Annotated in this window: 20 protein-coding genes and 1 pseudogene; 11 read left to right on the forward strand and 10 right to left on the reverse strand. The window is 55.6% G+C overall.

Annotation, left to right across the window (positions count from 1 at the left end; all coding sequences use genetic code 11):
* Positions 1-166: 166 nt before the first annotated feature.
* The 3 genes from FTO74_RS16225 to FTO74_RS16235 form a co-directional block, all read right to left on the reverse strand.
* Positions 167-2,086: a copper resistance system multicopper oxidase gene (locus tag FTO74_RS16225; RefSeq protein ID WP_162539075.1), complete on the reverse strand. Its 1,920-nt coding sequence runs from the start codon at positions 2,084-2,086 to the stop codon at positions 167-169.
* A 160-nt stretch (positions 2,087-2,246) separates the two neighbouring features.
* The gene (locus tag FTO74_RS16230; RefSeq protein WP_162539076.1) at positions 2,247-2,678 is read right to left on the reverse strand and encodes a universal stress protein; all 432 of its coding nucleotides are present in this window, start codon (positions 2,676-2,678) and stop codon (positions 2,247-2,249) included.
* A 2-nt stretch (positions 2,679-2,680) separates the two neighbouring features.
* A complete protein-coding gene (locus tag FTO74_RS16235) occupies positions 2,681-4,573 on the reverse strand; it encodes a cyclic nucleotide-binding domain-containing thioredoxin-disulfide reductase (protein ID WP_255462336.1) in 1,893 nt (630 codons plus the stop codon).
* A 463-nt stretch (positions 4,574-5,036) separates the two neighbouring features.
* Between FTO74_RS16235 and FTO74_RS16240 the strand changes: the two genes are divergently transcribed.
* Both FTO74_RS16240 and FTO74_RS16245 read left to right on the forward strand, forming a co-directional pair.
* Complete coding sequence (locus FTO74_RS16240; protein ID WP_162539077.1) at positions 5,037-5,774, forward strand: NAD(P)H-dependent oxidoreductase; 738 nt, start codon at positions 5,037-5,039, stop codon at positions 5,772-5,774.
* A gap of 44 nt (positions 5,775-5,818) precedes the next feature.
* Positions 5,819-6,562 (forward strand): MBL fold metallo-hydrolase, encoded by a 744-nt coding sequence (locus FTO74_RS16245; RefSeq protein ID WP_220399041.1) that lies wholly within the window; start codon positions 5,819-5,821, stop codon positions 6,560-6,562.
* Between the two features lie 601 nt (positions 6,563-7,163).
* Here FTO74_RS16245 and FTO74_RS16250 read toward each other — a convergent pair.
* Complete coding sequence (locus FTO74_RS16250) at positions 7,164-8,099, reverse strand: LysR family transcriptional regulator (protein ID WP_162539079.1); 936 nt, start codon at positions 8,097-8,099, stop codon at positions 7,164-7,166.
* A 481-nt stretch (positions 8,100-8,580) separates the two neighbouring features.
* Between FTO74_RS16250 and FTO74_RS16260 the strand changes: the two genes are divergently transcribed.
* Positions 8,581-9,813: a site-specific integrase gene (locus tag FTO74_RS16260; protein ID WP_162539081.1), complete on the forward strand. Its 1,233-nt coding sequence runs from the start codon at positions 8,581-8,583 to the stop codon at positions 9,811-9,813.
* A 500-nt stretch (positions 9,814-10,313) separates the two neighbouring features.
* On the opposite strand, the gene FTO74_RS16265 is transcribed toward FTO74_RS16260, so the two are convergent.
* Together FTO74_RS16265 and FTO74_RS16270 are read right to left on the reverse strand one after the other, a co-directional pair.
* On the reverse strand, positions 10,314-10,631 hold the full coding sequence (locus tag FTO74_RS16265; RefSeq protein WP_162539082.1) for a helix-turn-helix domain-containing protein: 318 nt from the start codon (positions 10,629-10,631) through the stop codon (positions 10,314-10,316).
* A complete protein-coding gene (locus FTO74_RS16270) occupies positions 10,628-10,951 on the reverse strand; it encodes a type II toxin-antitoxin system RelE/ParE family toxin (RefSeq protein ID WP_162539083.1) in 324 nt (107 codons plus the stop codon). The genes FTO74_RS16265 and FTO74_RS16270 overlap by 4 nt, the downstream gene beginning before the upstream one ends.
* A gap of 208 nt (positions 10,952-11,159) precedes the next feature.
* Between FTO74_RS16270 and FTO74_RS16275 the strand changes: the two genes are divergently transcribed.
* The 4 genes and pseudogenes from FTO74_RS16275 to FTO74_RS16290 all read left to right on the forward strand — a co-directional run bounded on the left by FTO74_RS16275 (position 11,160) and on the right by FTO74_RS16290 (position 13,509).
* On the forward strand, positions 11,160-11,423 hold the full coding sequence (locus FTO74_RS16275; protein WP_162539084.1) for a prevent-host-death protein: 264 nt from the start codon (positions 11,160-11,162) through the stop codon (positions 11,421-11,423).
* Positions 11,420-11,848: a PIN domain-containing protein gene (locus FTO74_RS16280; RefSeq protein WP_162539085.1), complete on the forward strand. Its 429-nt coding sequence runs from the start codon at positions 11,420-11,422 to the stop codon at positions 11,846-11,848. The genes FTO74_RS16275 and FTO74_RS16280 overlap by 4 nt, the downstream gene beginning before the upstream one ends.
* Positions 11,849-12,422: 574 nt before the next feature.
* Positions 12,423-12,617 (forward strand): annotated as a pseudogene (locus FTO74_RS19580) (hypothetical protein); the annotation flags it as partial.
* Positions 12,618-13,125: 508 nt separating this feature from the next.
* Positions 13,126-13,509 (forward strand): hypothetical protein, encoded by a 384-nt coding sequence (locus tag FTO74_RS16290; RefSeq protein WP_162539086.1) that lies wholly within the window; start codon positions 13,126-13,128, stop codon positions 13,507-13,509.
* A 51-nt stretch (positions 13,510-13,560) separates the two neighbouring features.
* Here the strand turns inward: FTO74_RS16290 and FTO74_RS16295 are convergent, their stop codons facing one another.
* From FTO74_RS16295 to FTO74_RS16305, 3 genes are read right to left on the reverse strand one after another with little or no spacing between them, the layout of a single operon-like run.
* Complete coding sequence (locus FTO74_RS16295; RefSeq protein ID WP_162539087.1) at positions 13,561-14,340, reverse strand: LytTR family DNA-binding domain-containing protein; 780 nt, start codon at positions 14,338-14,340, stop codon at positions 13,561-13,563.
* Positions 14,337-15,440: a histidine kinase gene (locus FTO74_RS16300; protein WP_162539088.1), complete on the reverse strand. Its 1,104-nt coding sequence runs from the start codon at positions 15,438-15,440 to the stop codon at positions 14,337-14,339. Before FTO74_RS16300 ends, FTO74_RS16295 begins: the two co-directional genes overlap by 4 nt.
* A 46-nt stretch (positions 15,441-15,486) precedes the next feature.
* Positions 15,487-18,252, reverse strand: coding sequence for a TonB-dependent receptor (locus tag FTO74_RS16305; protein WP_162539089.1), 2,766 nt, complete (start codon positions 18,250-18,252; stop codon positions 15,487-15,489).
* 878 nt (positions 18,253-19,130) lie between these two features.
* On the opposite strand from FTO74_RS16305, the gene FTO74_RS16310 reads away from it, so the two are divergent.
* The 4 genes from FTO74_RS16310 (at position 19,131) to FTO74_RS16325 (ending at position 22,851) form a co-directional block, all read left to right on the forward strand.
* Positions 19,131-19,349 carry a hypothetical protein gene (locus tag FTO74_RS16310; RefSeq protein WP_162539090.1) on the forward strand — a complete coding sequence of 73 codons (219 nt, stop codon included), beginning with the start codon at positions 19,131-19,133 and terminating at the stop codon, positions 19,347-19,349.
* A 412-nt stretch (positions 19,350-19,761) separates the two neighbouring features.
* Positions 19,762-20,742, forward strand: a complete 981-nt coding sequence (locus tag FTO74_RS16315) for an ArdC family protein (RefSeq protein WP_255462338.1) — start codon at positions 19,762-19,764, stop codon at positions 20,740-20,742.
* Entirely contained in the window at positions 20,742-21,158 is a 417-nt protein-coding gene (locus FTO74_RS16320; RefSeq protein WP_162539091.1) for a hypothetical protein, read from the forward strand. The genes FTO74_RS16315 and FTO74_RS16320 overlap by 1 nt, the downstream gene beginning before the upstream one ends.
* 85 nt (positions 21,159-21,243) lie before the next feature.
* Complete coding sequence (locus tag FTO74_RS16325) at positions 21,244-22,851, forward strand: ParB/RepB/Spo0J family partition protein (RefSeq protein WP_162539092.1); 1,608 nt, start codon at positions 21,244-21,246, stop codon at positions 22,849-22,851.
* Between the two features lie 175 nt (positions 22,852-23,026).
* Here the strand turns inward: FTO74_RS16325 and FTO74_RS16330 are convergent, their stop codons facing one another.
* On the reverse strand, positions 23,027-24,589 hold the full coding sequence (locus FTO74_RS16330) for a hypothetical protein (protein ID WP_162539093.1): 1,563 nt from the start codon (positions 24,587-24,589) through the stop codon (positions 23,027-23,029).
* Positions 24,590-24,633 lie beyond the last annotated feature (44 nt).

Raw genomic sequence — 24,633 nt, forward strand, 5'->3', positions numbered from 1 at the left:
GGGCGCCACGCCATACCCGTGGAACTGCTTTGAATGTCTGCAGTCTGAGCGGAAGCCGCAGTCAAGAAGCAGGCATACATAGCCGCCGAGACGAGCAAGAACGCGATTCGTCGCGTTCTCAGGTTGCCGCTGCGCGTCCGAAGACACTGAAACCGATGGAGGCCACTCATGCCACAACCACCGTTCTGAACATCCCAGCCTCCATGTGAAACATGAGGTGACAGTGATAAGCCCAGTGGCCTTTTACATCCGCGGAGACGAGATAACTAAGTCGCTCTGCAGGCTTGACGATAAGAGTGTGCTTGTAGGGGTTGAATGATCCATTTCCGTTTTCCAGTTCGCTCCACAGGCCGTGCAGGTGAATCGGATGTTCCATCATCGTGTCGTTGACAAGGATGATCCGTACGCGCTCTCCATAGCGCAGAGTTATCGGCTGAGCCTGTGAGAACTTCTTTCCGTCGAAGCCCCAAATGAACCGTTCCATATTTCCCGTCAGGTGCAGTTCGATCTCCCGTGTCGGAGAACGACGGTCCACACCCGGGTAACGAGCTTTCAGGTCTGAATAGGCAAGAACCCTGCGTCCATTGTGCTGAAGTCCGACACCTGGATCGCTTAGCTTGGGGCCGGTGATAACTGCAATCCCCGATACTTCTGGCCCAACCTTGAGGACGCTGGCAAGATGAGGGAGAGGGGATGGCACAGATGTGGGAGTTCCGACTGGAAGTACATCGCGACCGGGTTGGGGCAGTGGAAACTGATCCCACATTGTTCGGGCCACCTCTTCCGGTGGTACGTGCATGTTCATCGCACTATCAGATCGCACGGTCATCGACGACGTATCGTGACCCGCAGCGACATGTGCGGTGTTCGCCGGCATATCCATGTTCGACATGCCCTCCATACCGCCTCCCTGCATGCCTGACATGTTCATCTTCCCGTCGCCTGACATGGCGGGCATCGCCATACCTTTCATCTTCATTCCCATGTCAGCCATTGTGCGGATGGGTCGGGGATCCATCGTCGGTGTCTTGGCCTCGTTATTAGCGCTTGTGGCCAGGATGCCTTTTGCGTAGCCGGTTCGGTCTTCCGCCTGAGCGAAAATGACGTACGACATGTTTTCGGGGGAGACGATTACGTCATATGTCTCTGCTGTCCCAATCCGAAACTCGTCCACCATCACCGGCTCGACCGCATTCCCATCGGCGGCAACCACCTTCATCTGCAACCCGGGAATGCGGACATCAAAAAAGGTCATTGCCGAACCATTGACGATGCGCAACTTCACTTTTTCGCCCGGTTCAAAAAGGCCTTTCCAGCCGAGCGAGGGTGGCACTCCGTTGCAGAGATAGGTGTAGACGGAGCCTGAGACATCGGCGATGTCAGTCGGGCTCATGTTCATCTTTGACCACATCAGGTACTGCGCGAGGGCCGTGGAGAACTTCTTCGTCTGCGGGTCTCCGGACAGGTGATTCAGCGCAGGCCGGTGGTAGTTGTAGTAGCTGCCATCTTCCTTCAGGTTACTGAGGATCGTATGTGGATCGACGTCAGTCCAATCGGACAGGAATATCACATATTCGCGGTCGACCGCTTCGGATTCGGCAGTTTGGGGCTCGATAATGATCGCGCCACTAATGCCTGTTTGCTCTTGATATCCGCTGTGGCTGTGATACCAGAACGTACCGTTCTGCCTCACCGGAAAGCGATAGGTAAATGTCTCGCCCGGGCGAATACCCTCGAAGCTCAACCCAGGAACGCCATCCATGTCGGTCGGAATTCGCATGCCGTGCCAATGAATCGATGTGTTCGTCTTGAGCCTGTTCGTTACGTTGATTGTTACGGTCTCGCCTTCGCGCCAGCGAAGGGTCGGGGCTGGCACGGATCCATTCACGGCCACTGCGGTGCGTGGCTTGCCTGAGAAATTGACGGACAGCTTATCGATCGTTAGATCGAACGTCGTTCCTTCCAATATCTTCGGAGATTGAGAAAGCATCTGGGCCGCACCTTGACCCGGGGCCCAAGTGACAATGCCCGCCGCTATCAAGCTCTGCATAAAGTGGCGACGGGTAAGACAATTCGATGTATGCATATTTAGACTCCAGTGCTCCCGGCTTCACTCACCAGACCTAATGTCTCGGTCCCCATGTACTCCGCTAACCCAATCGATACAAGTGTCATCGAGATAGGTTGACCACGAAGTTTGTTACCGAGCCATGTCTGAGCAGTCGCAGCAACCACGCCCCGTCAGCTCAGATGACAGCGAGAATCGAACACTTAGCTTGGTTGGCGATCTGCCGCACTGTGCCGACCCATTCCACGTGATGGATATGCGGTCGCAGCCCGACGACCAGCAGAGTGGCCTTCAGACTGGTCGCCGCTTGGATGATGCCCGCAACCTCGGAGGCCTCGATCAGGGTCGTCTCTATGACCAAGCCATTGGCTTTCGCGATTTCGGCAGCCTTTACCTGCAGCGCCCCGAGGTTTGCTAATTGATATTGGCGAAAGTTCTCTGGCTCTTCGGGGGCAACCATCGCTGCCAACCCGACGTAACCTGGTGCGGGCTCCGCAACAGTGGCAAGCGTCACATGGGATCCAAGTGTTTTGGCCAGCGCGACGCCTTCTTCAAGAGCTCGTTCCGATTCTTTTGAACCGTCATATGCAATCAAGATTCTCTCGTACACGGTTACTGCCTCCCTTCGACACGGTCTGGTGTGTCATGGGCTGCCGCGGCGTTAGCAGAACGCAATGCTGCTAGTGCCGAGTTGCGTTCAGCTGCCAAGCTGTTTCTATGATCTGCAAGATAGCGGTGGACATCGCTTATCACTACTGATCCTTCCCCGACCGCAGATGCAACCCGCTTCACGGACTGTGCACGTACATCACCGACGGCGAACATGCCTCGCATGCTTGTGGCATAAGGTGTGTTTTCAAATCCGACCGATCCCCCCGTAAGAATGAATCCCTTCTTGTCGAGGGTTACGCTTCCGAAGAGCCAGCCAGAGTTGGGTTCGGCTCCGATCATCACAAAGACGTTGGAAACGGGGGCGGCGGTGATTACCCCGGTCCCGTGATGCACCCACTTGACTTGGTCGAGGGATAGATCCCCATCCAGCGCTACGATCTCCGATCGGGTATGGAGGGTGATGTTTGGCGACTTTTCAATTCGAGAAATCAAGTACTGCGACATAGTCTTCGCAAGCGAGTGGGTTCGCACAAGATGGTGCACATGCTTAGCAATCCCCGAGAGGAAGAGGGCTGCCTGTCCAGCGGAATTGCCCCCTCCAACAACAACCACTTCTTTATCGCGGCAAAACACCGACTCCATGGCCGTCGCAGCGTAATAAATCCCGCAGTTCTCGTAACGTCGGTAATTCTCCACGGAGAGCGTGCGATATTGAGCGCCCGAAGCAACGACTACAGACCTCGCACGTACAGGAATCCCACCTGCGAGTGTCAATTGATGAATGCCGTCAATCTCTTCCGAACGAACTGTTTCTCTCGAAATCGCAAAACTTACGCCGAATTTTAATGCTTGTAGCTGCGCACGACTCGCGAGTCTGAGACCTGAGACGCCGGTTGGAAAGCCGAGGTAATTTTCGATCTTCGAACTGGTGCCCGCCTGCCCGCCGGGCGCCACGCCCTCGATCACGATGGTGCACAGTCCCTCGGAAGCTGCGTATACAGCGGCTGCCAAGCCCGATGGTCCGGCCCCTACGATTGCGACGTCGTAGATCCTGCCGGGGTCCGGAAGCTCTGTGATGCCAAGCTCATCGGCCAGGCCGGAAATAGTCGGCTTGTGCCACGATCGTCCGTCCGAGAGCACTACTGTCGGGAATCTGGAGAGTCCTGCATCAACTTCCGAGGTCGCGCGCTCCATTGAGCTCGGCTCGGCAACTCGGTGGGGATAGCTATTGCGGACAAGGAATCGCTGAAGTTCCCTGGTCGCTGCGTCATTCGAATGTCCAATGAGGGTGACGCCCGCAGTCTCTTCTCCCAAGATGCCAATGCGACGCCAGATGACGGCGGAGGTGATCAGATTGGCAATATCTCCCTCCTCGCGCATGAGTCGCTGCAGCTCTTGGCGTGAAATCCGAAGCACTGTTGTGTCCCCGACAGTCTTGCCATCGACGAGACAGGCCTGCGTCGTCAACAAATTCAGCTCACCGGCGACAGCAAAGCGGCGGTGTTTCCAAATGGTCTTGCATCCGGCGACGGATGGAGGAAGTGAGACGTCTACCTCTCCTTGCAAGATGACGAACATGTCCACGCCTCGATCGCCGTGAGTGAACAGGGGTGAATCCGTTGGATAGCTCTCCTCCTTTCCATACGTTCTGAGGCGTTCCACCATCGCCTCTGTCAAAGGTGTGAACGCAAGATCCGGTCGGAACTCAGGATCATTGGCGATCTTCAGCGGGCTTTCATCTCTTACAGTCATCGCGCCAATCTCCTTGACAGTGGGTGAAAGATGCTCTTCGCCAAAGCGAAGTTCGATCCGATTTGTTCCAAATCGAGCACGGGCATCGAGTGTTCGAGAACGGTCGCAGTAAGCGGAGATTTGGCACAGCCGGCATGCCACGCCATCGACACCTGGCTTGTCCTTGGGTCGCCTGACCGTAGGCGATGGTTAGTGACACAGCAGTCCTAAGGCATGGAACCAGCGCACAAGACCTTCCAAGAAAACCATATGAAATCAGCTGCCGGAAACTCTGGGGGAGTTGTGGAGAAACTATGAAGGCGACGCAACGTTCAGCGTAAGACGGGAACCTCGCAAGAATGGGGCAGCTCTGCGCAACCTTGGTCTCATCGCCCATGACTGCGGTCCGAGAAGCAATCGGCGCTGGGCGGTGCACATTTTGTTGGTTCGAAGCAAGTCCGCGAAATCTCCAGAACTTACACAGGTAACTTGCGCCCCCGATCGCCTATGGTGCAGTTGTGCGACGATTCGCGGATCCGCAAGGGTTTGCTTTCGGAGTTGAGTGCATCTGCCCTTCCTTTCACGTCATCACGGCAACGCAAACATCAAGGAGACACCCCAACAAATGTCTAAGCTGCTTCGTATCGATGTCAGTCCCCGAGGAAAAGATTGGTCTGTCTCCAAGCGACTCGGCGATGTCTTTGTCTCGCAATGGTTGAAACAGAATCCACGTGGTGAAGTGTGCTTGCGCGACATATCGGCGGGCCTGCCGATGGTCGATCTTTCATGGATCGCAGGCTCCTTCAACTCGCCCGATCAACGTACCGACGAGCAGAAGGCCGCTTTGAAGATCTCTGACGAGTTGATCGCCGAGATTCTGTCTTCAACCGAGATCCTGATTGCCACCCCGATGTGGAATTTCTCACTTCCGACAATGCTAAAAAGCTGGATCGACCTTGTCGTCCGAATCGGACTCACTTTCTCCGCTACGTACGAGGGTCTTGCGGCGGGGCGCAAGGTCTGGGTCATACGTGCAAGCGGCAGTGGCTATGGACCAGACTCGCCGATGGCAGCAATGAATCAATTCGATCTTCCTCTGAGGACGATCCTCGGTTTCATTGGGCTCAAGGACGTGACGATCTACGGGGCGGAACATACGAATCACGTGGAGCATGGACGCTTTTCTCTCGACGCTTATACCACGGAACACGCACCCGACTCCGATGTTGCTGCGGAGGTAGCGAAAGCAAGGGTCTCGATGGACGCATACATCGATAAGCATGTACAGCAAGTCGAAGACCTCATTGCGGTCTCGACGCTTTCCGGGCAGATGGGTACGGCGGCCGTGACGGCTGGTGAGTAAGAAAGAAAGGGACTGAGATGGAAAAATGCAAAGTTCGCTTAACGTTGATCGACGGCCCCACGCTGTTCATCGAGTACGCTGGCCTCCGAATCCTTACGGATCCCACGTTCGATCCGCCACAGGTTTACACGATGGGAGACGAAAAGCTCACGAAGTTCAATGGCCCTGCGGTGGATCCGGATTCGCTGTTGCCGGTTGACGTGGTCCTCCTCAGCCACGATCACCATATGGACAACTTGGATCAGGCTGGACGCGCTTTCCTTCCAAAGGCGAAACGCGTCATCACCACAGCTAGTGGATCTAAGAGGCTCGGCGGCGGGACCATTGGACTTCATCCATGGGAAAAGTCCTCGATTCCTCTACCAGGGGGCGGGAACCTCACGATCACTGGAACACCTGCGCGGCATGGCCCAACTGGAATCGAGCCGATCATCGGCGACGTGATAGGGTTCGTACTTTCTGTCGATGGAAATCCTGACATCTACATAACTGGAGACACGGTTTGGTATGAGGGCCTCGAACCTGTGGCACAGAGGTTTGACGTAGGGCTGGCTGTACTGCACGCAGGAGCGGCTCAACCTCGAGGTCCGTTCAATGTAACTATGAACACCAATGACGCCATCGAAACGGCAAGTCGCTTCAAAGGCGCCAAGATCACTTCGGTGCACAACTACGGTTGGAGCCATTTTATTCAGAGCCGCGAAGATCTTCAGAAGGCCTTCAAGGTTGTTGGAAACGATCGGCTGTTGACTTTGGAGCCGGGTACCCCCCTGGATTTGACGCTCTGAAGGCGTCGGCGTCATACCCACGCGGTGGTCTCGCGTGGGTATGACTATGAGCGAAGTTGTGCAGGTTGGGCTAAGCCGTTTCGGCTCCTTCCCGCAGCACGAAACGACTGGCAATCGGGACACACGAGCGCCGGCGAACCAGAGGACCGAATGAATATTTTGAGTTTCATAACACGAGCGTTTATCGACTTCTTCGGTATCACGCCACCCGACAAAGCCGGCCAGAGACGCGCGATGTTTTACATCTGCGGTCTTCTACTTCTTATAGTGCTTCTTTTTGCAGGCTTCTTTGTCTTTATGCAGATTCGCACACACTAAGGCAATAGAGAACGTGTGGCACCGACCGCTGTTTCGCACGGCGCGGCATAGACAACTGAGGCTCCTCTCTTGACGACGAACAATGCACAAAATACCGGCGTGAGACTCTTGCACTTTCAGGTATGTGTCCACTGCGGTGCGGCATTTCGTCGGGAGGAGCTCGAAGGGCGCCAAAACACGACGGGGATCTATCCTTGCTCAAATTGCGGAATCGACGGGCCATTAAATATCGAGATCCGCGAGGTGGATACGTCCGTCGGTGGACCATCACGGGATGAATGATTCAGCCCGTTAGTGGAAGCCTGCCTTGCGCTCTCTGACCCACGCTGCCAAATTTCTTGCCCGCAGCTTTGACAAACTCATTTACCAAGCGGGACTTGCTGTCGACGCGCACTGCAAGGCTCGTGACGAGACGAAGCCGGTCTTCCATTAGTGGACGCATGGTGAGGCCATCGCGGGAGATTCTCCACGCTGAAGCCCGTGGAAGGAATGCCAACCCTCTATGTTCACGAACCAACTCAGATGCTTCTTCTGGACTCGTGAAGTGGTAGAGGTCCGATGGATGCACTCCGTTATCGGATGCGACTGACTGTATCAAGTCATAAAGATAAGCATTTGCGTGTTGTCCGAGAAGCATCCAGTTCCGACTGTTCATCTGTTCCAGGCGAACTTCCTTATGCGATGCAAGAGCGTCGTCCATGGACATGACAATGTAGTACGGATTATTTGCAATGGTCATGTTGCTGAGCTTCGGCTTGTGAGGCACGCCTGTGATCAAGGCAAGATCAAGAGTACCCGCAATGACTCGCTGCGCCGAATCATTTGAGTAGTTGCTCCACAGCTTCACCTTCATCTCTGGGAAGAGCGGTAGATGAATAGCCAGAAGAGTCGAAACAAAGAGAGGGTCTGTGTACGAAGACTTACCAATATTGAGAACTTCGACAGGGCCATCGGCGATAGCTCTGGCTGACAATATCGCTCGTTCCGCGTGAGCAACGACCTCACGTGCCTCGGGTATGAATACGCGCCCCGCATCCGTGAGTTCCGCGGCCTGATGATTGTGCTCAAAGAGCCGGAAGCCGATGTCATGTTCAAGCTTAAGAATTTGCTTACTCAGCGTCGACTGGCTCATATTTAGCCGATCTGCGGCGCGCGAGAAATGGAGTTCTTCCGCGACCGCAATCGCAGCCTGAAGCAAGCGAATCTCCGGTAGGACCATGACTATCCTCCAAGATGGGGTTCTGGGAAGGAAAGCAATCAGTGCAACGCCATCGTAATTGGATGGCGGATGCTCTTAATTCTAATCCTCAGGCGCCGTAATCCATGCTGAATTGGGCGAGCTCATGTGGCCTCGTCATTCCAAAAAGGAATGACGATCACCCTATATTTCATTGGACGTGTAGAGGTCGCGCTACCCATCATTGGCCAGAGCTTGATGCTTGGGAGTCAGAGTCAATGACACATCTTCTTCTCGATGCGCAAGAGGCCGCACAAATCCTTCGGATGGACAGACGGACATTGGTGCGATGGGCACGTATTGGTTACGTTCCAGCACATCCACTGGGCGAGGGGAAGCGTAAGCTTTGGCGGTTCCGTGAGCACGAACTGTTGGCCTGGGTCGAGGCGCGTGAAACCGAGAAAAAACGGCCCCCGACGAGTACGATAAATGCAGCTATCAGTGCCCATGCAAGGAGATCTGCATGAGCCGTTTACAACAAGGAAGCCTCTTGAAGCTGAAGCGCAAATCCGGTCCCGATGTGTGGGTGTTCCGTTGGTACGAAGAGACCAACGGCGTCCGCACGTATCGGAAGCGGACCCTCGGTACAGTAGCCCGCTATCCGCATCTCCGAGATGCGGAGAAAGCAGCCGATGCGCTTCGCAACACAATCAACTCAGAGTTCGAGGTACCGGAGACCGTATCCGAACTCGTAACCCACTACCGCAAACACGAACTGACCGAGGAGAAGAAGGCCTATGCCACCATCGAGGCAAATACTCTCTATCTTGCGAATCACATTGTCCCAAAATGGGGAACAACGTATCTGCAGGATGTCCGCACCGTAGATGTGGAGTTGTGGCTGCATACGTTGACGTTTGCCCCAGGAACACGGAGCAAAATCCGCAACATCATGTCAGCAGTCTTCAATCACGCTATCCGGCATGAATGGATGGATCGGAACCCAATCACGAAAGTGAGAGTTTCAGCCAAGCGGTTGCGAGAGCCCGACGTGCTCTCTCCGGCAGAGATCGCTTCGCTCATCGCCGTGCTCGACCTTCGGGAGCGTGCGATGGTGATGCTTGCCGGGAGTACCGGCCTGCGGAGATCGGAGTTGGTCGCCCTCACTTGGGCAGACATCGACCTCGAACTCATGCAGGTGAATGTACGCCGTTCTTGTGTGCGTAATCACTTCGGCGACACGAAGACTGAAGCAAGCCGCAAGCCGGTTCCGCTTCATCCGTCGGTCGTGAAGTGCCTCGACCTCTGGCGGAAGGAATCGCCTTATCCAGGCGAGACCGACTTTCTCTTTCCATCGACTCGGCTCAAGGGAAAGAAGCCTCTGTCTCCCGATACCTTGCTGAAGAAAGTCATTCGCCCCGCGCTAAAGCGAGCACGGATCGAAAACAAGGCCATCGGTTGGCACAGCTTCCGTCACTCTCTGGCGACGAACCTGAGATCGGCAGGCGTAGACCTCAAGACGGCGCAGGAACTTCTGCGTCATGCCAACTCGCGGATCACGCTCGACGTTTACACGCGAGCCATATCCGCGACGAAGCGTGAGGCCAACAATCGAGTAATGGAGATGGTCTTCGAAGCGGGAGAGAAGGCACTTTCAGCACCCTCTTCAGCACCCTCGAAGGGTGCAAAGGGGGAAATGAAAAAAGGTGCGGATCGCTCCAGCACCCTCGTCAGCACCCTCAAAGGAGGATCGTGATCTTGTCACTTGCCATAAACCTTTTCTTTTCTTGAGGTTTATGGCGGGGACGACGGGGCTCGAACCCGCGACCTCTGCCGTGACAGTGAGCCAGAATCCCGTAACTTATAGCAACAACGGGCAATGGATGGCTCCATTTAGCGCTAATAGGCACACCAAGGAACCCTTATCGTGTCCTTATTGTGTCCCGATTTTCGACTCAAAATCACCCCGAGACCTCTGCCGTCCTGCGGCATTAGTCGCGTTTTTTGGCCCTTTCCTCTGCCCCGCAGCAGCAGAGGTCGCGGAGCCGAAAAGTTCCAAACCTGCCGAAATACGGGCACAAGGGCACAATTGTGCCCTTGCCTGTGGAAAACATCAAATCCGACGCATGAACCGACAAAGCCGTTGCTTCATTACTGGTTGCGATCACCGGAGCAACGAGGCGTCGGAAGATAATGGTAGGGCCATCCTCCGGCTTTCCTCGCACTCCATCGGAAACTTACAAAGCAGCCTGAGAGCTATCCCCGCTTCAATGCAACAGGCTCGTGATTGGGTTCAAAGCTGATACGAAGTCGAGTGCGGGTCGCTTTCGCAAAGCGCTCCAGCGTGCGCGTAGAGGGCAAGACTTTGCCGCTCTCAAGCCGCGCAACGACGGCCTGCGTCGTTCCCATCGCCTCCGCAACCTCTTCCTGTGTCATGTCGGCATTTCCCCTGGCCTCGATCAATGCGGACGCAAGTGCAAACTCCTCCTCTAACGCAGCATATTCAGCGACGTACTTCGGATCTTTCTTCCACTGTGCGAAGGACTCTTCAGCCGGTATAAATTTACGCTTCATTGAACCTCCTTTGCCCGTTTGAGGGCGGTTAGAATCTCCCGCCTTGGTGTTTTCTGCGTTTTCTTCTCAAAGACATGAACGACGACGACCCGCTTCCCCACGGCAGTGACATAACAGGCCCGCGCAATTCCGCTCCTGCCCTTCATACGCATCTCCCACAGCGGACCCTCCAGGTGTTTCACATAGGGTTCCCGCACCCGCTCCAGACCATGCGACTGAATCAATTCGGATATGCGTTGGAAGCTCGCTCGAATGTCCAAAGGGAACGCATCGAGCGATGCCTTTACCTCTTCATTCAAAAATCCAACCACCCATCCCATTTTTCAATTATACCTTTTTTGCAATGTTGGCAAGATGTCCGGCATGGCAATTTCTCCCGGCTGGGAACACAACTATCATCCCGCGATTCCGAATAAATGGCGTGTGTTCAGGCGAGCACACGTTGGACCGCCGCCGATTTGACCTCCTCCGTGCCCTCGATTGTGAAAGTGGTACACTTGTGTACGCAATGGTACGCAAGGAGCCGCTATGGAAACCCTGAAGATCGGCATGAGAGAGTTCCGCGACAAACTCGCCACCTACCTGCTGGAATCGGAAGCGCCGGTGGCGATTACCCGCCACGGCGATACAGTCGGCTACTTCATTCCCGCTCGCCGCAAGCGTAGCGAAACGGAGCGGGCGGCCCTGAAAGAAGCCTCTGCACGCTGGCAGGAGATTCTTGACGCCGAGGGTGTTTCTGAGGAAGAGGCGGTGGCCGACTTCAAGCGTTGGCGGGCGGAACAAAAGCGATGACGGAACAGAAGCGCCTGGTGCTCGACGCCAACATTCTCCTCCGGGCCGTCTTCGGCGTCCGGGTACGCAGTCTTCTCGAAACCTATGAGGATTCCGTGAGCTTCTATACCCCGGACGTTTGCTTTGGCGACGCCCGGAAGTACATTCCCACAATCGCCGCGACCCGCCACTTCGATCCAGCCGCAGGTCTTCTTGTCCACGATCAGTTGGCCCGTCTCGTTGAGATCGTAGACCTCAGCCTGTATGAAGAATATGAATCGTCAGCGCGGGAAAGAATGATCGCCAGGGACGTTGAGGACTGGCCCATCGTGGCAACCTCATTGCTACTTAACTGCCCGGTCTGGACAGAAGATCAGGATTTCTTTGGCAGCGGCATCGCAACGTGGACAACCAACAACGTTGAATTGTATCTGCGAGACGCATAGCTCTCATCAGGGCTGCGACTTGCTCTCTTCTCTGATTCCCCTGTCTACAACCCCAGGAGTGCGTGCGCGGATTCTGCTCTCCTGTTCAGACTGCCAAGCAAGTACCCGCTTGATAGCGGCGTTTTCTATCTCGCCTCGATACCCGTCTTTTTCCAAGAAGTCATCGAAGCTCGATCCGCTGTGTATTTCTACCGCTCCGTTTGCCATCTCACTTTTCCCTTTTCAGCTCCGTTCTCAGAGTACGCAGCAACACGGCATGATGACAAATACCCGAAGCAACAATCACCCTCGGATCATCCGTCACACTCGAAACTGCCGCTAACCCGGAACTCCAATCCGTGACTTGTCATTCCAAATTGGAATAACCGATCCTTCGCACGTTATTGGACACGGCGGATGGAGGAACCTTAGTTTTGCGCCATAGCTGACAACATCAGGTCAGCGGAGGTGCAATATGCTCAGAGTCCGCCGCCCATTCCGACTGGAAAAGCCTCCCATTCGGTTGCTCAATTCCCCCGCCAAACCGCGGGCACAACTCCTCTCGAAACGAAAACTACTCCATGCAGCGCATGTGATGGGGCCGACACTTCTGGCGCTCACCATCGCGGGCATAGGCAGCGGCGTTGCCCATGCACAAGGAACGATGGACTTCTCAGGAGCGCAAACGCTGATGGGAACCTTCAAAACTTTTGCGATTTACGCTGGGGCCGTTATCTGTTTCGGCGGCCTCATTTTTGCGGGAATCCGCATGATGAGTGGGCGTTTTCAATTTACGGCTCCGTCGAGGGATTTGCAGGTTGCCAATCGTGACCTCGGCACCATCCAGCACATCAGTGACGATGGCAAGATCAGCGTCCGCATGGATGGGGCAAAAGAGCGTACCGTCCGCTTCGATGCGAGCGAGATGCGACACCTCGACCACGGCTACGCCGTGACCTCACACAGTTCGCAGGGACTTACCTCCGAGCGTGTGCTGGTGAATATGGATACCGAGGTTCATCCCGAATTGATAAACAGCAGATTTGCGTATGTATCTGTCTCTCGTGCCTCGCACGATGCGCAGATTTATACCAATGATGCCGCCTCACTCGTGGGCAAGCTCAGTCACGATGTAAGCAAGAGCACGGCTATCAATTTCGGCAATGCACAAAGCAACGCGGCGGCGCAGGGGTTAGCTCTGACCTTGCGTTGAGCCATTCTCCTGTTTCATCCTTGTAGTGCATACCCTGCTCGGTCAGGCTGGCGATGAGAGTAGTGCGATTTGCGGAAGGGGGATTATGAAAGCCACGATTATGGTCACGGATGTATTCGTAAGATTCCGCATGATCGCCATCCTGCCTTTTACCCAACCGCCGCAAGCATGGGAAATGCAGGTTATGTGTATCGAGCAGGTTGCAGGCATTCTCATTTCGCTTGGCTTTCTGGATTCCGAGACTGCGACTCGCCTCGCCGCAGCCAGTACGACCATCACACCGCAACCTGGAATCACCACCACTCCCATGACGGATTTCGTTGCTCTGACCGAGCTTGTCTATCCCGATTTGGAACCGGTCAGTATGGAAACGCAAGAGGGGCATGTGCTGATTGCCCAGGGAGACACGACGGAAGAGGCGCTGGCTTCTGTTGGCTTCGTAGTGAAACTGGATAGTCCCATACAGTGAGAACAGTCTGACACTCTCGCGTATTCAACAAAAAGTTCTCCAAATTCGGTGTCAGTCGGAGGTCTTCCCGAGTTCCGTCAACTTCTGACGACCTGCCCTGCTCATTCGGAGTTTTTGTCCATCTGTGAGCACAACTGTACCATCTGCCTGACCGTCCCGATAGATTTCCTGTATCTGGTCGAGATTCACGATCGAAGACCGATGGATGCGAACGAACTGTTTGGGATCAAGTTTATTGCTCAGATCGCCGATGGTTTCGCGCAGCATGTACCTGCGACCATTTACATGCAGACAGGAATAATAATCCGCCGCTTCAATCCAATGGATCTTCTCTACGGAAACAAGAATCTCCTTTTCACCGTCTTTCACCAGAAACCGCGAGGAATAGGATTTTGATTCCTCAGTTGAGTTCCGCAGCCCATTCAACACAGCCGCAAGCTGCTCCTGTGTCATAAGAGCTGTCTCCGCCGCAATCTTCTTGCGGACACGCTCCAGAGCCATCCCCAATCGTTCCGGCTCCACAGGTTTGGTCAGGTAATCGACTGCATGAACATCGAAGGCCCGGACTGCATGTTCGTGATAGGCCGTGACAAAGATGGTTGGCGGCAGGTGCCGCAGTCCTACCCGCTCCACAACATCGAAACCTCCCATCTCTGGCATCTGAACATCCAGAAACAGAAGTTCCACCGGCCTCGATTGCAGATAAGCCAATGCCTCTTGACCGTTTTTGCATAGCGCGACAACCTCAATATCCTTATGCGATGCGAGTAACATTCCAAGGAAGTCGCGGGCGAGAGGCTCATCATCCACGATGACAGTTTTGAGAGTCATACGATTGCACGCTCATAGGGAATTTGAATGGTGACCTCATAGCCGCCGTCAACCGGGGACACAGTATCGAACTTGTAATTGTCGGGGTAGAAGTATGCAAGACGCTCTCTTACGTTCTGCATGCCGATACCGTGTCCTTGTGTGGTGGAACCATTGGGGCCACCGCCATCATCCCGTACCTGCATCCAGAGTTTATCTCCAATTCGTTTGACGGATGTTTCTATCAAACCGCCTGCCGCCCTGGGTGCGATGCCGTGTTGGATGGCGTTTTCGACAATGGGCTGGAGAAGAAAGCAGGGCACAAGGCCATCCAGTGCTTCCTGCGTTGCATCAATCTTGACTTGGAGGCGGTCGGCAAATCGGACTTTCTGGATCGCAAGGTAGCTCTCTATGACGCGAAGTTCTTCGGCAAACGGCACTTTCTCAGGAGCTTTGCGCTGGAGAGTTATACGCAGAATCGTATTGAGATGCGTCAGGGTCTTCATTGCCTCTGGATTTCTGCCTTGTGCAACCAGGCTCGTAATCGCATTCAACGTATTGAAGAGGAAATGAGGCTCCATCTGCATCTGGAGTGCCTTGAGTTGGGCCTGCGTGAGCTGGCGCTCTATCTCCAACTTTTGTTGTGCCTGCATGCGGGAGTGGAGGAACGCGCACGCGCCGCCGATAACTCCATAGATGGCGAGTTCCACTCCGAAGCGTTCCAGAGTCCACACCCAAACTGTGTGAAATAGGCGGCCCCATGCAGGCCAATACCACGAGCCGAACCAGAGGGTGTGTTTGAGCAGAGCTAAATGCAGGGTCGCAAGGACGCACGCCGCTCCAAGATGAGCCATGACTATCAGCCCTGAAGGCTTGAACGTAGCTGGCCATCGGTCCGCGAGGGTCCACAGAACCAACGTCACGACAACCCACCATATCCAGTACGCGCAGCCATAGAGGAGAGACGGAGCGAAGGAGGCTTGCAAATGGTGCAGCGCGAGATTGCGATTGCACTCTTCTGCGGTCCACACCGCAAGGAATCCTGCGATCACGCAGACGACCGCCAAACCAACGGCGGGTCTCACCGGGAGAATTCTTGAACCCGAATTCGGTCTACTCATGCTCGCTCCTCAGAACTCGCCAGGATTGTATTCCCATAGGTTCCCGTCAGAATGAAAACCGCATCCCCAATTCAACACGCCGCGCTGTCTCAGCAGCAACGGGCTGACCGAGCGCTCCAGAAGACAGAATGGTGTTCACCGCAGTTACATTCGTGTGATTCAGCAGGTTGGCGCTGCGAGCGTTAAATGTAAGTGTGCGAGGATGATTTTTATCTTTGGGGTTCAAGGTGAAAGCGCGGCTCAGATTCATATCGAGGTGAACCACTCCCGGCATGGTTCCAAGATCGGCCGGAACGTTTCCGTTGATGGTATTGGTCGTCATCAGGCCGTAGGGCGTCTTGTAGACTCCAGGGCCGGGCGCAGACGCATACGAAGGACGATCAGTGTAATTGCCATCACCATTATTATCCGTGCCGGTGGTGATGTTGTAGGGAACGCCGTTGGAAAAATCAAACTGGGTTGTAGCTTCAATGTGGTACGGAAGGATCAGGTTTGCGGAAAGGGTGACACTGTTTCTTGACCAGTTATAACGTCGTGCGGACTCTCCTTGTTTTGAATAACTCGATTGCGGAGTCGGATTGCTCAGAGTGTCGGATTTCATATTTCTCCACAAGTATCTTGCCGACAGACCAAACCGCTTGTAACTGTGCTGGCTGAGCGTAAACCAAGCGGCGTTGCCGGATATGTGGCCGGAATTTTGATACTGAATCAAGTTCTCGCCAGGAGCAATCGGACGCGGTGCAAGCAGAGCCGCCGTGGGATCTGGAGCGACACCGACACTGCTGGCTACGAGCGGAGCGTTGATGTTCACAGTGCGAATGAGACCATAGGCTCCTCCGCAGAAAAAGTTGCTACTGGCATGCCATTGATGGGCGAACTCATGCTCGATGTTGACAAAGCAATTGAATACCTTGGATTGAACAAGTGTAGGCGAAAACAGATTCGTCGTGGCTACCTGAACGGAGCCAGGAACAGGGGTTAGGGGGGCGCTATAACTTGGTGAATACACGGTGATCTGCCGTTGCAGGATTCCATTCAGCCGATAAACATCGGTTGCGTCAGTTTGGGGAATCGGTTCACTAAAGAATCCTGCGCGGGCGTGAAACACCCACGTTTGCTTTTTGCCCGGTGCCCACGCAAGGCCCAATCTTGGGTTGTAGTTGGCAAAGCTTCCTGGGGTTGTCTGTAAGGAATAACGAAAGCCGGTATCGAGGCTCCAGTGCTGCGTGAGCTTCAGGGTGTCCTGCACATAAAGATTGACCTGCCATTGCGTGAGCGGAACCAATGGCGTTCCCGTGGTGACCTGGTAGGTCGTCGGCGATCCTCCGGGGAGGTTGAGCAGGGCGCGCCGGTATTGTTCGAGAGCACTGATGGTCGTTGTCTGGTTGGTTGGGTTATTGTTCGCATCGAGCACAGGAGCGCTCCCACCGCCAAACACATAGGCACCATTGAATGTGTTTGGGTCGTAATTATGCACGAAGATGCCAAACGATTGTGCGCCGAAAGCAACCGTGTGCTTGTCATGCACCACAGTCATTTCGTCATCCACTTCGAGATCGCGTTCCCGGTCGTTCAGGCTTTGGCTGGTTGCTCCGCCGCCTGTGAAGTACCCGGAAACCTGCACCGAAGGAGTATTCGTCCCTGGTGTCTGTGCTGTCCGTCTCCAGCTATATCCAATGCGAGTTTCGTTCAGGATGTTCGGGCTGATGGTCTGCGTGTTGTGGAATCGCAGATCGTATTCGCTGACCAGGCTCGAATATCCGGCGTCTGCGAGTGTGAGGCCGCCGACGCCTTGATTGCCTTCGTTGTTCACATTCGCGGAGAATGAGAGGCTGGCTACGTTACTCGGAGTCACCTGCCAGTCTCCACGCGCCGACGCAATCCAGAGCCGCTCTGGAGCTGAGACCGTCTGCTGAGACGGAACGCCGTTTCCATTCGGCCCCAAGCCGCCGTTTGCGTCAAGCGTGACGGCATCCACCACATTGAATTCGTCGATGTCGCGCTTTTCGAGTGCCAACGCAAAGCCGCTCTTCTTCGAGAGGATCGGCCCACTCAGTTCAAAGCCGTATCGCCGTCGGCCAGCGGGCGTAGCGGTAACTGAAAACGGGTCGGTGGCATTGAATATGCCATCGCTGTCCGTGAAGAAGACCGCACCGTGGAAAGCGTCGGCTCCCGGCTTGGTTGTAATTTCGATGACGCCTCCGAAAAAGGGGGGATACCTATATTTGGCCGAAAAGAGATCGGGGTTGATGCGAATTGAAGCAATCGAGTTCTTCGGCGGGAGGGCGCTTGGGTTTTGGAAACCGTCTACCATAATCATCGCCGTAGCCGGATCGCCGCCAGCTTCAGAAGCCAGCACTTGAAGCTCGCGCAGAAAATCATCCGGGTCATCGGCCAGCCCCTGTACAGCCTTCGTGTTCAGGGTCATTGAGGCACCGCCGCTGTCGATGCCTGAATCTCCGCTCACCTGAACGTCCGACTGAACGGCGGCAACGGCCAGTTGCAGATTGACCTGAACGGTCTCTCCCTGGCGGGCACGCCCCGAGGCCGTGCCACTCGCAAAGCCGTCAGCCTGTGCCGTGAGGGTGGTTGAGGTTGCTGGAATGCACGGCAACACATAATGGCCCGCTGTGTCCGTCGTAGCTGTCTCTCCACTGGACGCACGCACCTGCGCTCCCGGAATCACCGCCCCGGTAGGGTCAGTAATTGTCCCTTCGACCCGTACCCCGATGGCGCAGTTCTCCTGACCATAGCTCAAGGATGAAACCAGTATTCCAACCAGGGCCAGCCATTTCATCCAGTTCTTGAACATGGAACGCATCGTCTCCTGCGTCAAAAATCCCAGAGACGCCAGCCACGCTCCACTGTTTTGCAGGAAAGGCCCTCTCGGGCCGAAGAATCGACAAATTCTTGCTATGAATTACTAGGGAGCTTGTCTCCCGCCCTCCCTGCGACTGCCTGGCGATCTCCACTTCCCACCGCTCTGCCGGTACGTTCCTGCCGCATTGCCGACCCCGGAAGCAATTAGGAAGGCTTCTAATTTTGTTCATTTATCAAGGCCACCGTTGCAAGCGTCTTTATGGCGAACCGCTCGGGCTGCTGCAAACTCTCCCGGTTGGATGAACCTTGCTTTTTCCACCCAGGTTAGAAATGATTGGGTGGGGCGGGTACGCACTGCCCTGGGGTGTGGAAACCCCTAACCAAGTAGTAGTGCGCCGGACTGTCTTCGGTGTGCTTAGGACTCCCTTCGCCTTTGCGTCGGGGAGCTTGTGACGAATGTCCAGGCCCCTAAAGCTAAAGGTCACAGGAACCGTACTTGGTTCGGTTTTCCAACTCCCCGACCTGGGGTTTTTAAGGGCAGTTTGCGGGGGCGCACCGCAAACGTTTCTCCCTTGACCGTTGGAGGAGACCGCTTGATCTTCCTTGACGCCAAAGATGCGCAGCGCCGAAAGTCCCGGCGTATGTTTACTGTTCACGACTACCGTTCCGGTGGTCGTCGGCACAACCGCGCTTGTCGCGAATTCATAAAGACGATGTTGCATCAGGTCTGAGAAGTGCAGATCCCGTGCTGTTGATTTTGTTTTAGGAAAATTGAGTATCGGCCTAAAGAGTAGCCATTATCTGAGAGCGCACCGTCCTCTTTCCATCGACCCATGAGGTCAATAGAGTGGAGGCAGAAAGGAATCCTGAATGGTGGTTTGTGAAGAATTTATTGGGAAAGTCGTGAAAGCCTTCACGCTCTACGAAGACAGCGGCGAAGGCCCTGAAATCTGTATCGAGTTCACCGATGGCACGGTCTTTTCCTCTTGTCTGAAAACTTCTACCTCGCTCGAAGCCAAGATGACTCGGGATGACGGGGGACAGCCCCGGCTCCTCAAGGATTACTCCACTCCCGCTATTCCCCGGTAGTCCAGCCCCAATCATTGAGAAAACCCTGCTCGCTGGGGAGGTGTCTCCTCCCCGGCGTCAGCCGCTCTGCGTCTTGCGCCACCCTCCTCTGCGGGCCTGTTTCCTGCCCGCAACGCCGACCCTGAAAACCTAAAAGCAAGTACAACAGCAAACCCTATGTTGCGCTGACGCGCGGCTTGGCCCCACTTCGGTTCGCAAGGGTGGACGGCCCCTCAAGCGGGCCTTGTGGAGTCCGTTCGGATAAGCGTGTCTCGCGCCAAACGATAGAGCGTGTTTGTCACGCGCCCCGCCCACCACTCCGGCCTCCCCACCCTCACTGCCCTCGTTCTGCTCTGTCTGCCAGTGGATCGTTTTGGTCTCGCTGCGCTGTGAGAAACACAAAACGCCCACCGGGCAGACAGAGGCAAAAACAATGGAATATCAAAGCAACATCAACAGCAACAGCGCATCCACCGCCAGCAATGGCATAGCCACCACCGTAGCCACTACCCGCCGCAATCGTCCCACCACCGAAAACCCTGAAAGACCGCAGCAACAGCCACAGACGGCGAAAGAAGTAATCGCCGCCAACGTGCAGAACCTCATCGAGCAGCTAGAGGCCGGACACTCCGATGCACTCACCGCTTACCTCAATGCGATGAGCCGCTTTCATAACTACTCGTTTGGCAATATCCTCGAAATCGCACGGCAGAAGCCGGATGCAACCCGCGTTGCCGGATTCTGGAAGTGGAAAGAGTTTGGCCGCAGCGTGAAGAAGGGCGAGAAGGGCATCCGCATCCTTGCCCCCATCGTCGGCATTCGTCGCAAGAAAGACGAGGAAGTGCAGGCCAGCAAAGACCCCGCCGCGATCAATAAGCCCGTATTGGTTGGGTTTCGTTCGGCGTATGTCTTCGATGTGTCGCAGACCGAAGGCGCGGAGATTCCCACGATGCGGGAGATTTCCGGCGATGTAGGCGAGAACCGCGACCGTCTCATTGCCTTCATCGAACGTCAGGGCATCGAACTTGCTTTTACCGAGCGCATCGCCCCCGCGCTTGGCATGAGCTACGGCGGACGCATCGCCATCCTGCCCGGTCAGTCGAAGGCCGAGGAGTTCAGCACGCTTGTTCACGAGCTGGCGCACGAGATGCTGCACAAGGCCGAGCGGCGCACGGCAACGACGAAGACAGTGCGCGAAACCGAGGCCGAGGCTATCGCCTTTGTCATCGGCAAGGCCGTAGGGCTGGAGACGGGTTCGGCCAGTGCCGACTACATCCAGCTTTACCACGGCAATGCTTCACTCCTAGCCGAAAGTCTGGAAGTCATTCAGCAGACCTCAGCCGTCATCCTTGCCGCATTGCAGCCGTCCGCAGCCGCGACGATGCCCGATGCAGAACTGGCGAAGGTGGCGTAATGCAGACCATCCTTCAAATCCTCAAGATGGCCGGGGGTTGGCATCCCGGCCTGTACGTCAAAATCGACAATGCCCCATACATGGAGCTTGTCATCGAGGCGATGGACGAGTCCGGCCCGATGGGACTCCCCGCGCTCTCTGTCGCGCACTATGGCGAACAGAACGGCGATGCCATGCGTGACCCGGAGATGTGTTTCGAGCTTGGCCTAGCCGGTGGAGCGCATCTCTCCGCGTTCTACTATCGCAACGATTATTTAGGCGTGGAGCAGTGGAGCCGGAACATCGTGCGCGGGAACTACGTTCACCTGATCGCGTTGCACGAGCAGCACCAGCGTTTCGCTAAGACGTGGGACAACAACCTGCGCTTGCAGGGATTCGTGGAAGCCTTCGAGCGGCAGAAGACCCCACGCGCCTAAACCCTTTCCGCAGCGGAGCGGACACAGGGCAGCGCGTTCGCTCCACAACCTCATGCAGTGCAACCGCTCGAAAGGAGCCATCCCCATGAACACCACCGTTATCAACGCTACCGAGTACCGCAATCTTCCGCTTGCCTTGCTCACCGAGTCCACCACCAACCCGCGCCGCATCTTCGAGGATGCAGCTTTGAAGGAATTGGCAGAGAGCATCCGCACCCAGGGCGTTCTCTCTCCCTTGCTTGTGCGTCCCTTGAATGAACGCGGTTTTGAGATCGTGGCAGGAGCACGGCGTTACCGCGCCGCGCAGATGGCCGAGGCTGAAACTGTACCCGTCCGTATCGTCAATCTCACCGACGCTGAAACCTTAGAGGCTCAATTGGTCGAAAACCTGATGAGGCGTGACGTTCATCCAATGGAGGAAGCCAGCGGTTTTCGCGCTCTCCTGAATCTGGACGAGCCGAAATACTCCATCGAGCAAATCTCCGCACGTACCGGGAAAAATCCGGCTTACGTCGCGGCTCGTGTGAAGCTGACCGAGCTTGCGCCGATAGTGGTCGAAGCCTTCTACCGCGAGGAGATCGGCGTCGGTCATGCGCTCTTACTGGCGAAGCTCCAGCCCGATCAGCAGGAACAGGCGCTTGCCGCTTGCTTCAAACAGGATTGGAGCGCGGGAGGCGAGAAGCCGAAACGCATCCTGCTCCCCGTCCGCAGTCTGCAATTCTGGATTGAGTCGAACATCTTGCTCATCCTCAAACTCGCGCCGTTCGACAAGCGGGACGGGCAGCTTGTGCCAGCAGCCGGGAGTTGCGTGGACTGCCCCATGCGGACAGGGCATAACAAACTCCTGTTCTCCGACCTTGGCAAACTGGACGCTTGCACTTCGCCTAGCTGCTATCAGGCTAAGGTGGATGCCCACGTAGCTAAGACCATCGCCACCAAACCCAAGCTCGTGCAGATCAGCACGGCCTATGGACAGCAGAAGGAAGGCAGCGCCACGTTGCCGCGCAACCAGTACGTTGAAGTCCGGCCTGAGAAGCCCGCGACCAAAGAAGAGGCCACGCGACCGGAGTTCAAGACCTGCAAATACACCACCGAAGCTATCGTCTCCGAAGGCATCGACAAAGGGCAATTGCGTAAGGTATGCACGGAGCCAACCTGCCCGGTGCATCATCCCAAGCAGCGTCCGCAGAAGGTCGCGGACGATACGAAGTGGAAGGCCGAACAGGAGAAGCAGCGCAGGGAGGCCGCAATTTCCAATGCGACCGGCATCCGCATCCTTGCCGCCATCACCGCAGCCGTTCCGGTGCGTCTGATGAAGCGTGACCTGCTTTTCGTGGTGGAGCGGCTGGCTTCCTTGCTGGACGAAAACCGTCTCGCTGTGGTCGCCAAGCAACACGGCATCAAGAAGGCCAAAGACAGCGACTCCATCGGGAAGCTGTTTGCCGCCTATGTGCGACGTGCTGAAGAGAACGTGTTAGGCCGCGTGTTGGTCGAACTGACCATCCTCCACGCAGCCACACGGCAGAACGCCGCGCTGGTTCTCCGCGATGCCGCCACCGTGTACAAGGTGGACACCGATGCTATCGCTCTCAAGGTGAAGCAGGAGTTTGCTGCCAAAGAGAAAGTGCAGTCCGTGAAGAAGCCTGTAACTAAAACCCCACCCAAGGCCGCGAAGAAGGCGAAGGCTGCCTAGTCTTCACCTTTGTTCTCTTAGGAGCCTGCCTGCCGGCAGGCTCCTTTCTTTGCGCCCGTCCTTCCCGCCCCGTGCGTTGCCGCTTCCACAGGAAGCGGCGCCATGCACTCCCACCCGACGGGCTTGAAATTGTTAACAAGATAAGGATTTGCCGATGCCGTGCGGGAGCATGACCCTATAGAACTCCATTGGGAGTGTCCTGCACTTGGGCGGCAGCTACCGCTTTGGCTAAATTAGCCCACGGTGTCGGACCGATGTGCATCATGAAGAACTGCTCCACAGTCAGATGCTCTCGCACAACAGCATCCATCAATTCCGTCACGGTTTGAGGGTAGAAGAATGAGCCATCCTGACGACGTTGGAAAGGATCGCTGCCGTAGAGGAGACGATGCTCCGGGAAGTAGACCATCATTTGCCGTTCACTGGTCTCTCCGTGTATCGGATAGATTTCGATACGATTTGCGCCAGTCCCAAGGACTGTCTTGTCGTGAACCAAATGGAATACAGGTTTGCGTGGACTACGCTCCAGAGCATCCGGTCTGCTTGTATACGGAGCTGCGATGACACGTTCAAGAATCGGTTGGTTGAGATCGAGCGCGTAGATCGGAATGCCTTGTGCGACGCACTCCCGTATGCCTGCGAGATGGGGCCATGAATCCGATGTCGTGATGACCGCCTTGATCGGTTGTCCGGGGAAGCGATGGCGTGCCTCCGCAATGACCTTTGCCGTATAGCCGGAGGAGATAGGTGCTTCCAGAATCACGATGCCATCGTCCTGGCGTACAAAGGTCGCGTTCCACGATCCGGGGATAAACACAATGCCAGGTGCTAATTCCTGCGCTGGTTTGTTGGGATTGCCCAATGGAATGCTGTCAAGGTTCAAAGGGGGAGTATCAGGCTTGTATTGAGCACGGACCTCTTGAGGGATCGTCAGGTCCGCTTCGATCAGCGGTTCATTGATTTGCAGTTTGCGAATGACATACATCTGATCCGGCAATCCATTGCTCTCAATGTTCCATTGCATCGGAAGGTGAATCCCGCCCTTCGCCAGCCACCAGAGGCTGTAATAGGTACGCATCGTCACGTCGCCAAGGAACTTCCAGTAGCCGCTCCGTGCCAGTGGGCCGGAGTAATCAACCGCCGTAGGCAGATGAGTGAATGCGTTGAGGTAGATGCGCACCGGGGCGTCGTCCAAGGTGAATGCCACCACGTTTTGAGGAACGGATTGCAAAACTGCATCCGGTTCTGTGTGAGTATCCGGTGCGTCCAGAGCTGTAAGAAGCAGCCGCTCCGGGCTTAAAGCCTCGCGCTCGCGTATCACTTCCAATTGCTGCGGCGTGCCTGCGCTCTTGGTCGTGCCCGAAACGCGCATGACGATGTTGCCATCGGCGACACTGCCGGACGAGGACTTGAAGACGGGATAAACCACGCCGTCTGTGACGTTGCGATAACGGTTGCCCGCGAAATCATGGACCTCCGTTAGCGTGTCGAACTCAGTAATGTACGGGCCTTCGGGCCGTTCGGACTCTTCCAATTCGTTCCGATAGCCAAAGGCTTCCCACTGCACATTCTTTAATGCGCGCAGTGATTGTTCGCCCCCCTGTGCCTGAATCGCTTGGTGAAGCAGCGCGGTCGATTTGCGGTCGGCTCCGTAAGTGCATGTGGGAACCAACAAGAAACCAATGACTACAAGTGACGACAAAAACAATTCTGCACTGATTTGAATACGCAGGGCCACAAACACACCTCTTTTGAAGGAGCTATTAAAGCGGTTGGTTCACA

This window comes from Granulicella sp. WH15, assembly GCF_009914315.1.
Lineage (GTDB): Bacteria > Acidobacteriota > Terriglobia > Terriglobales > Acidobacteriaceae > Edaphobacter.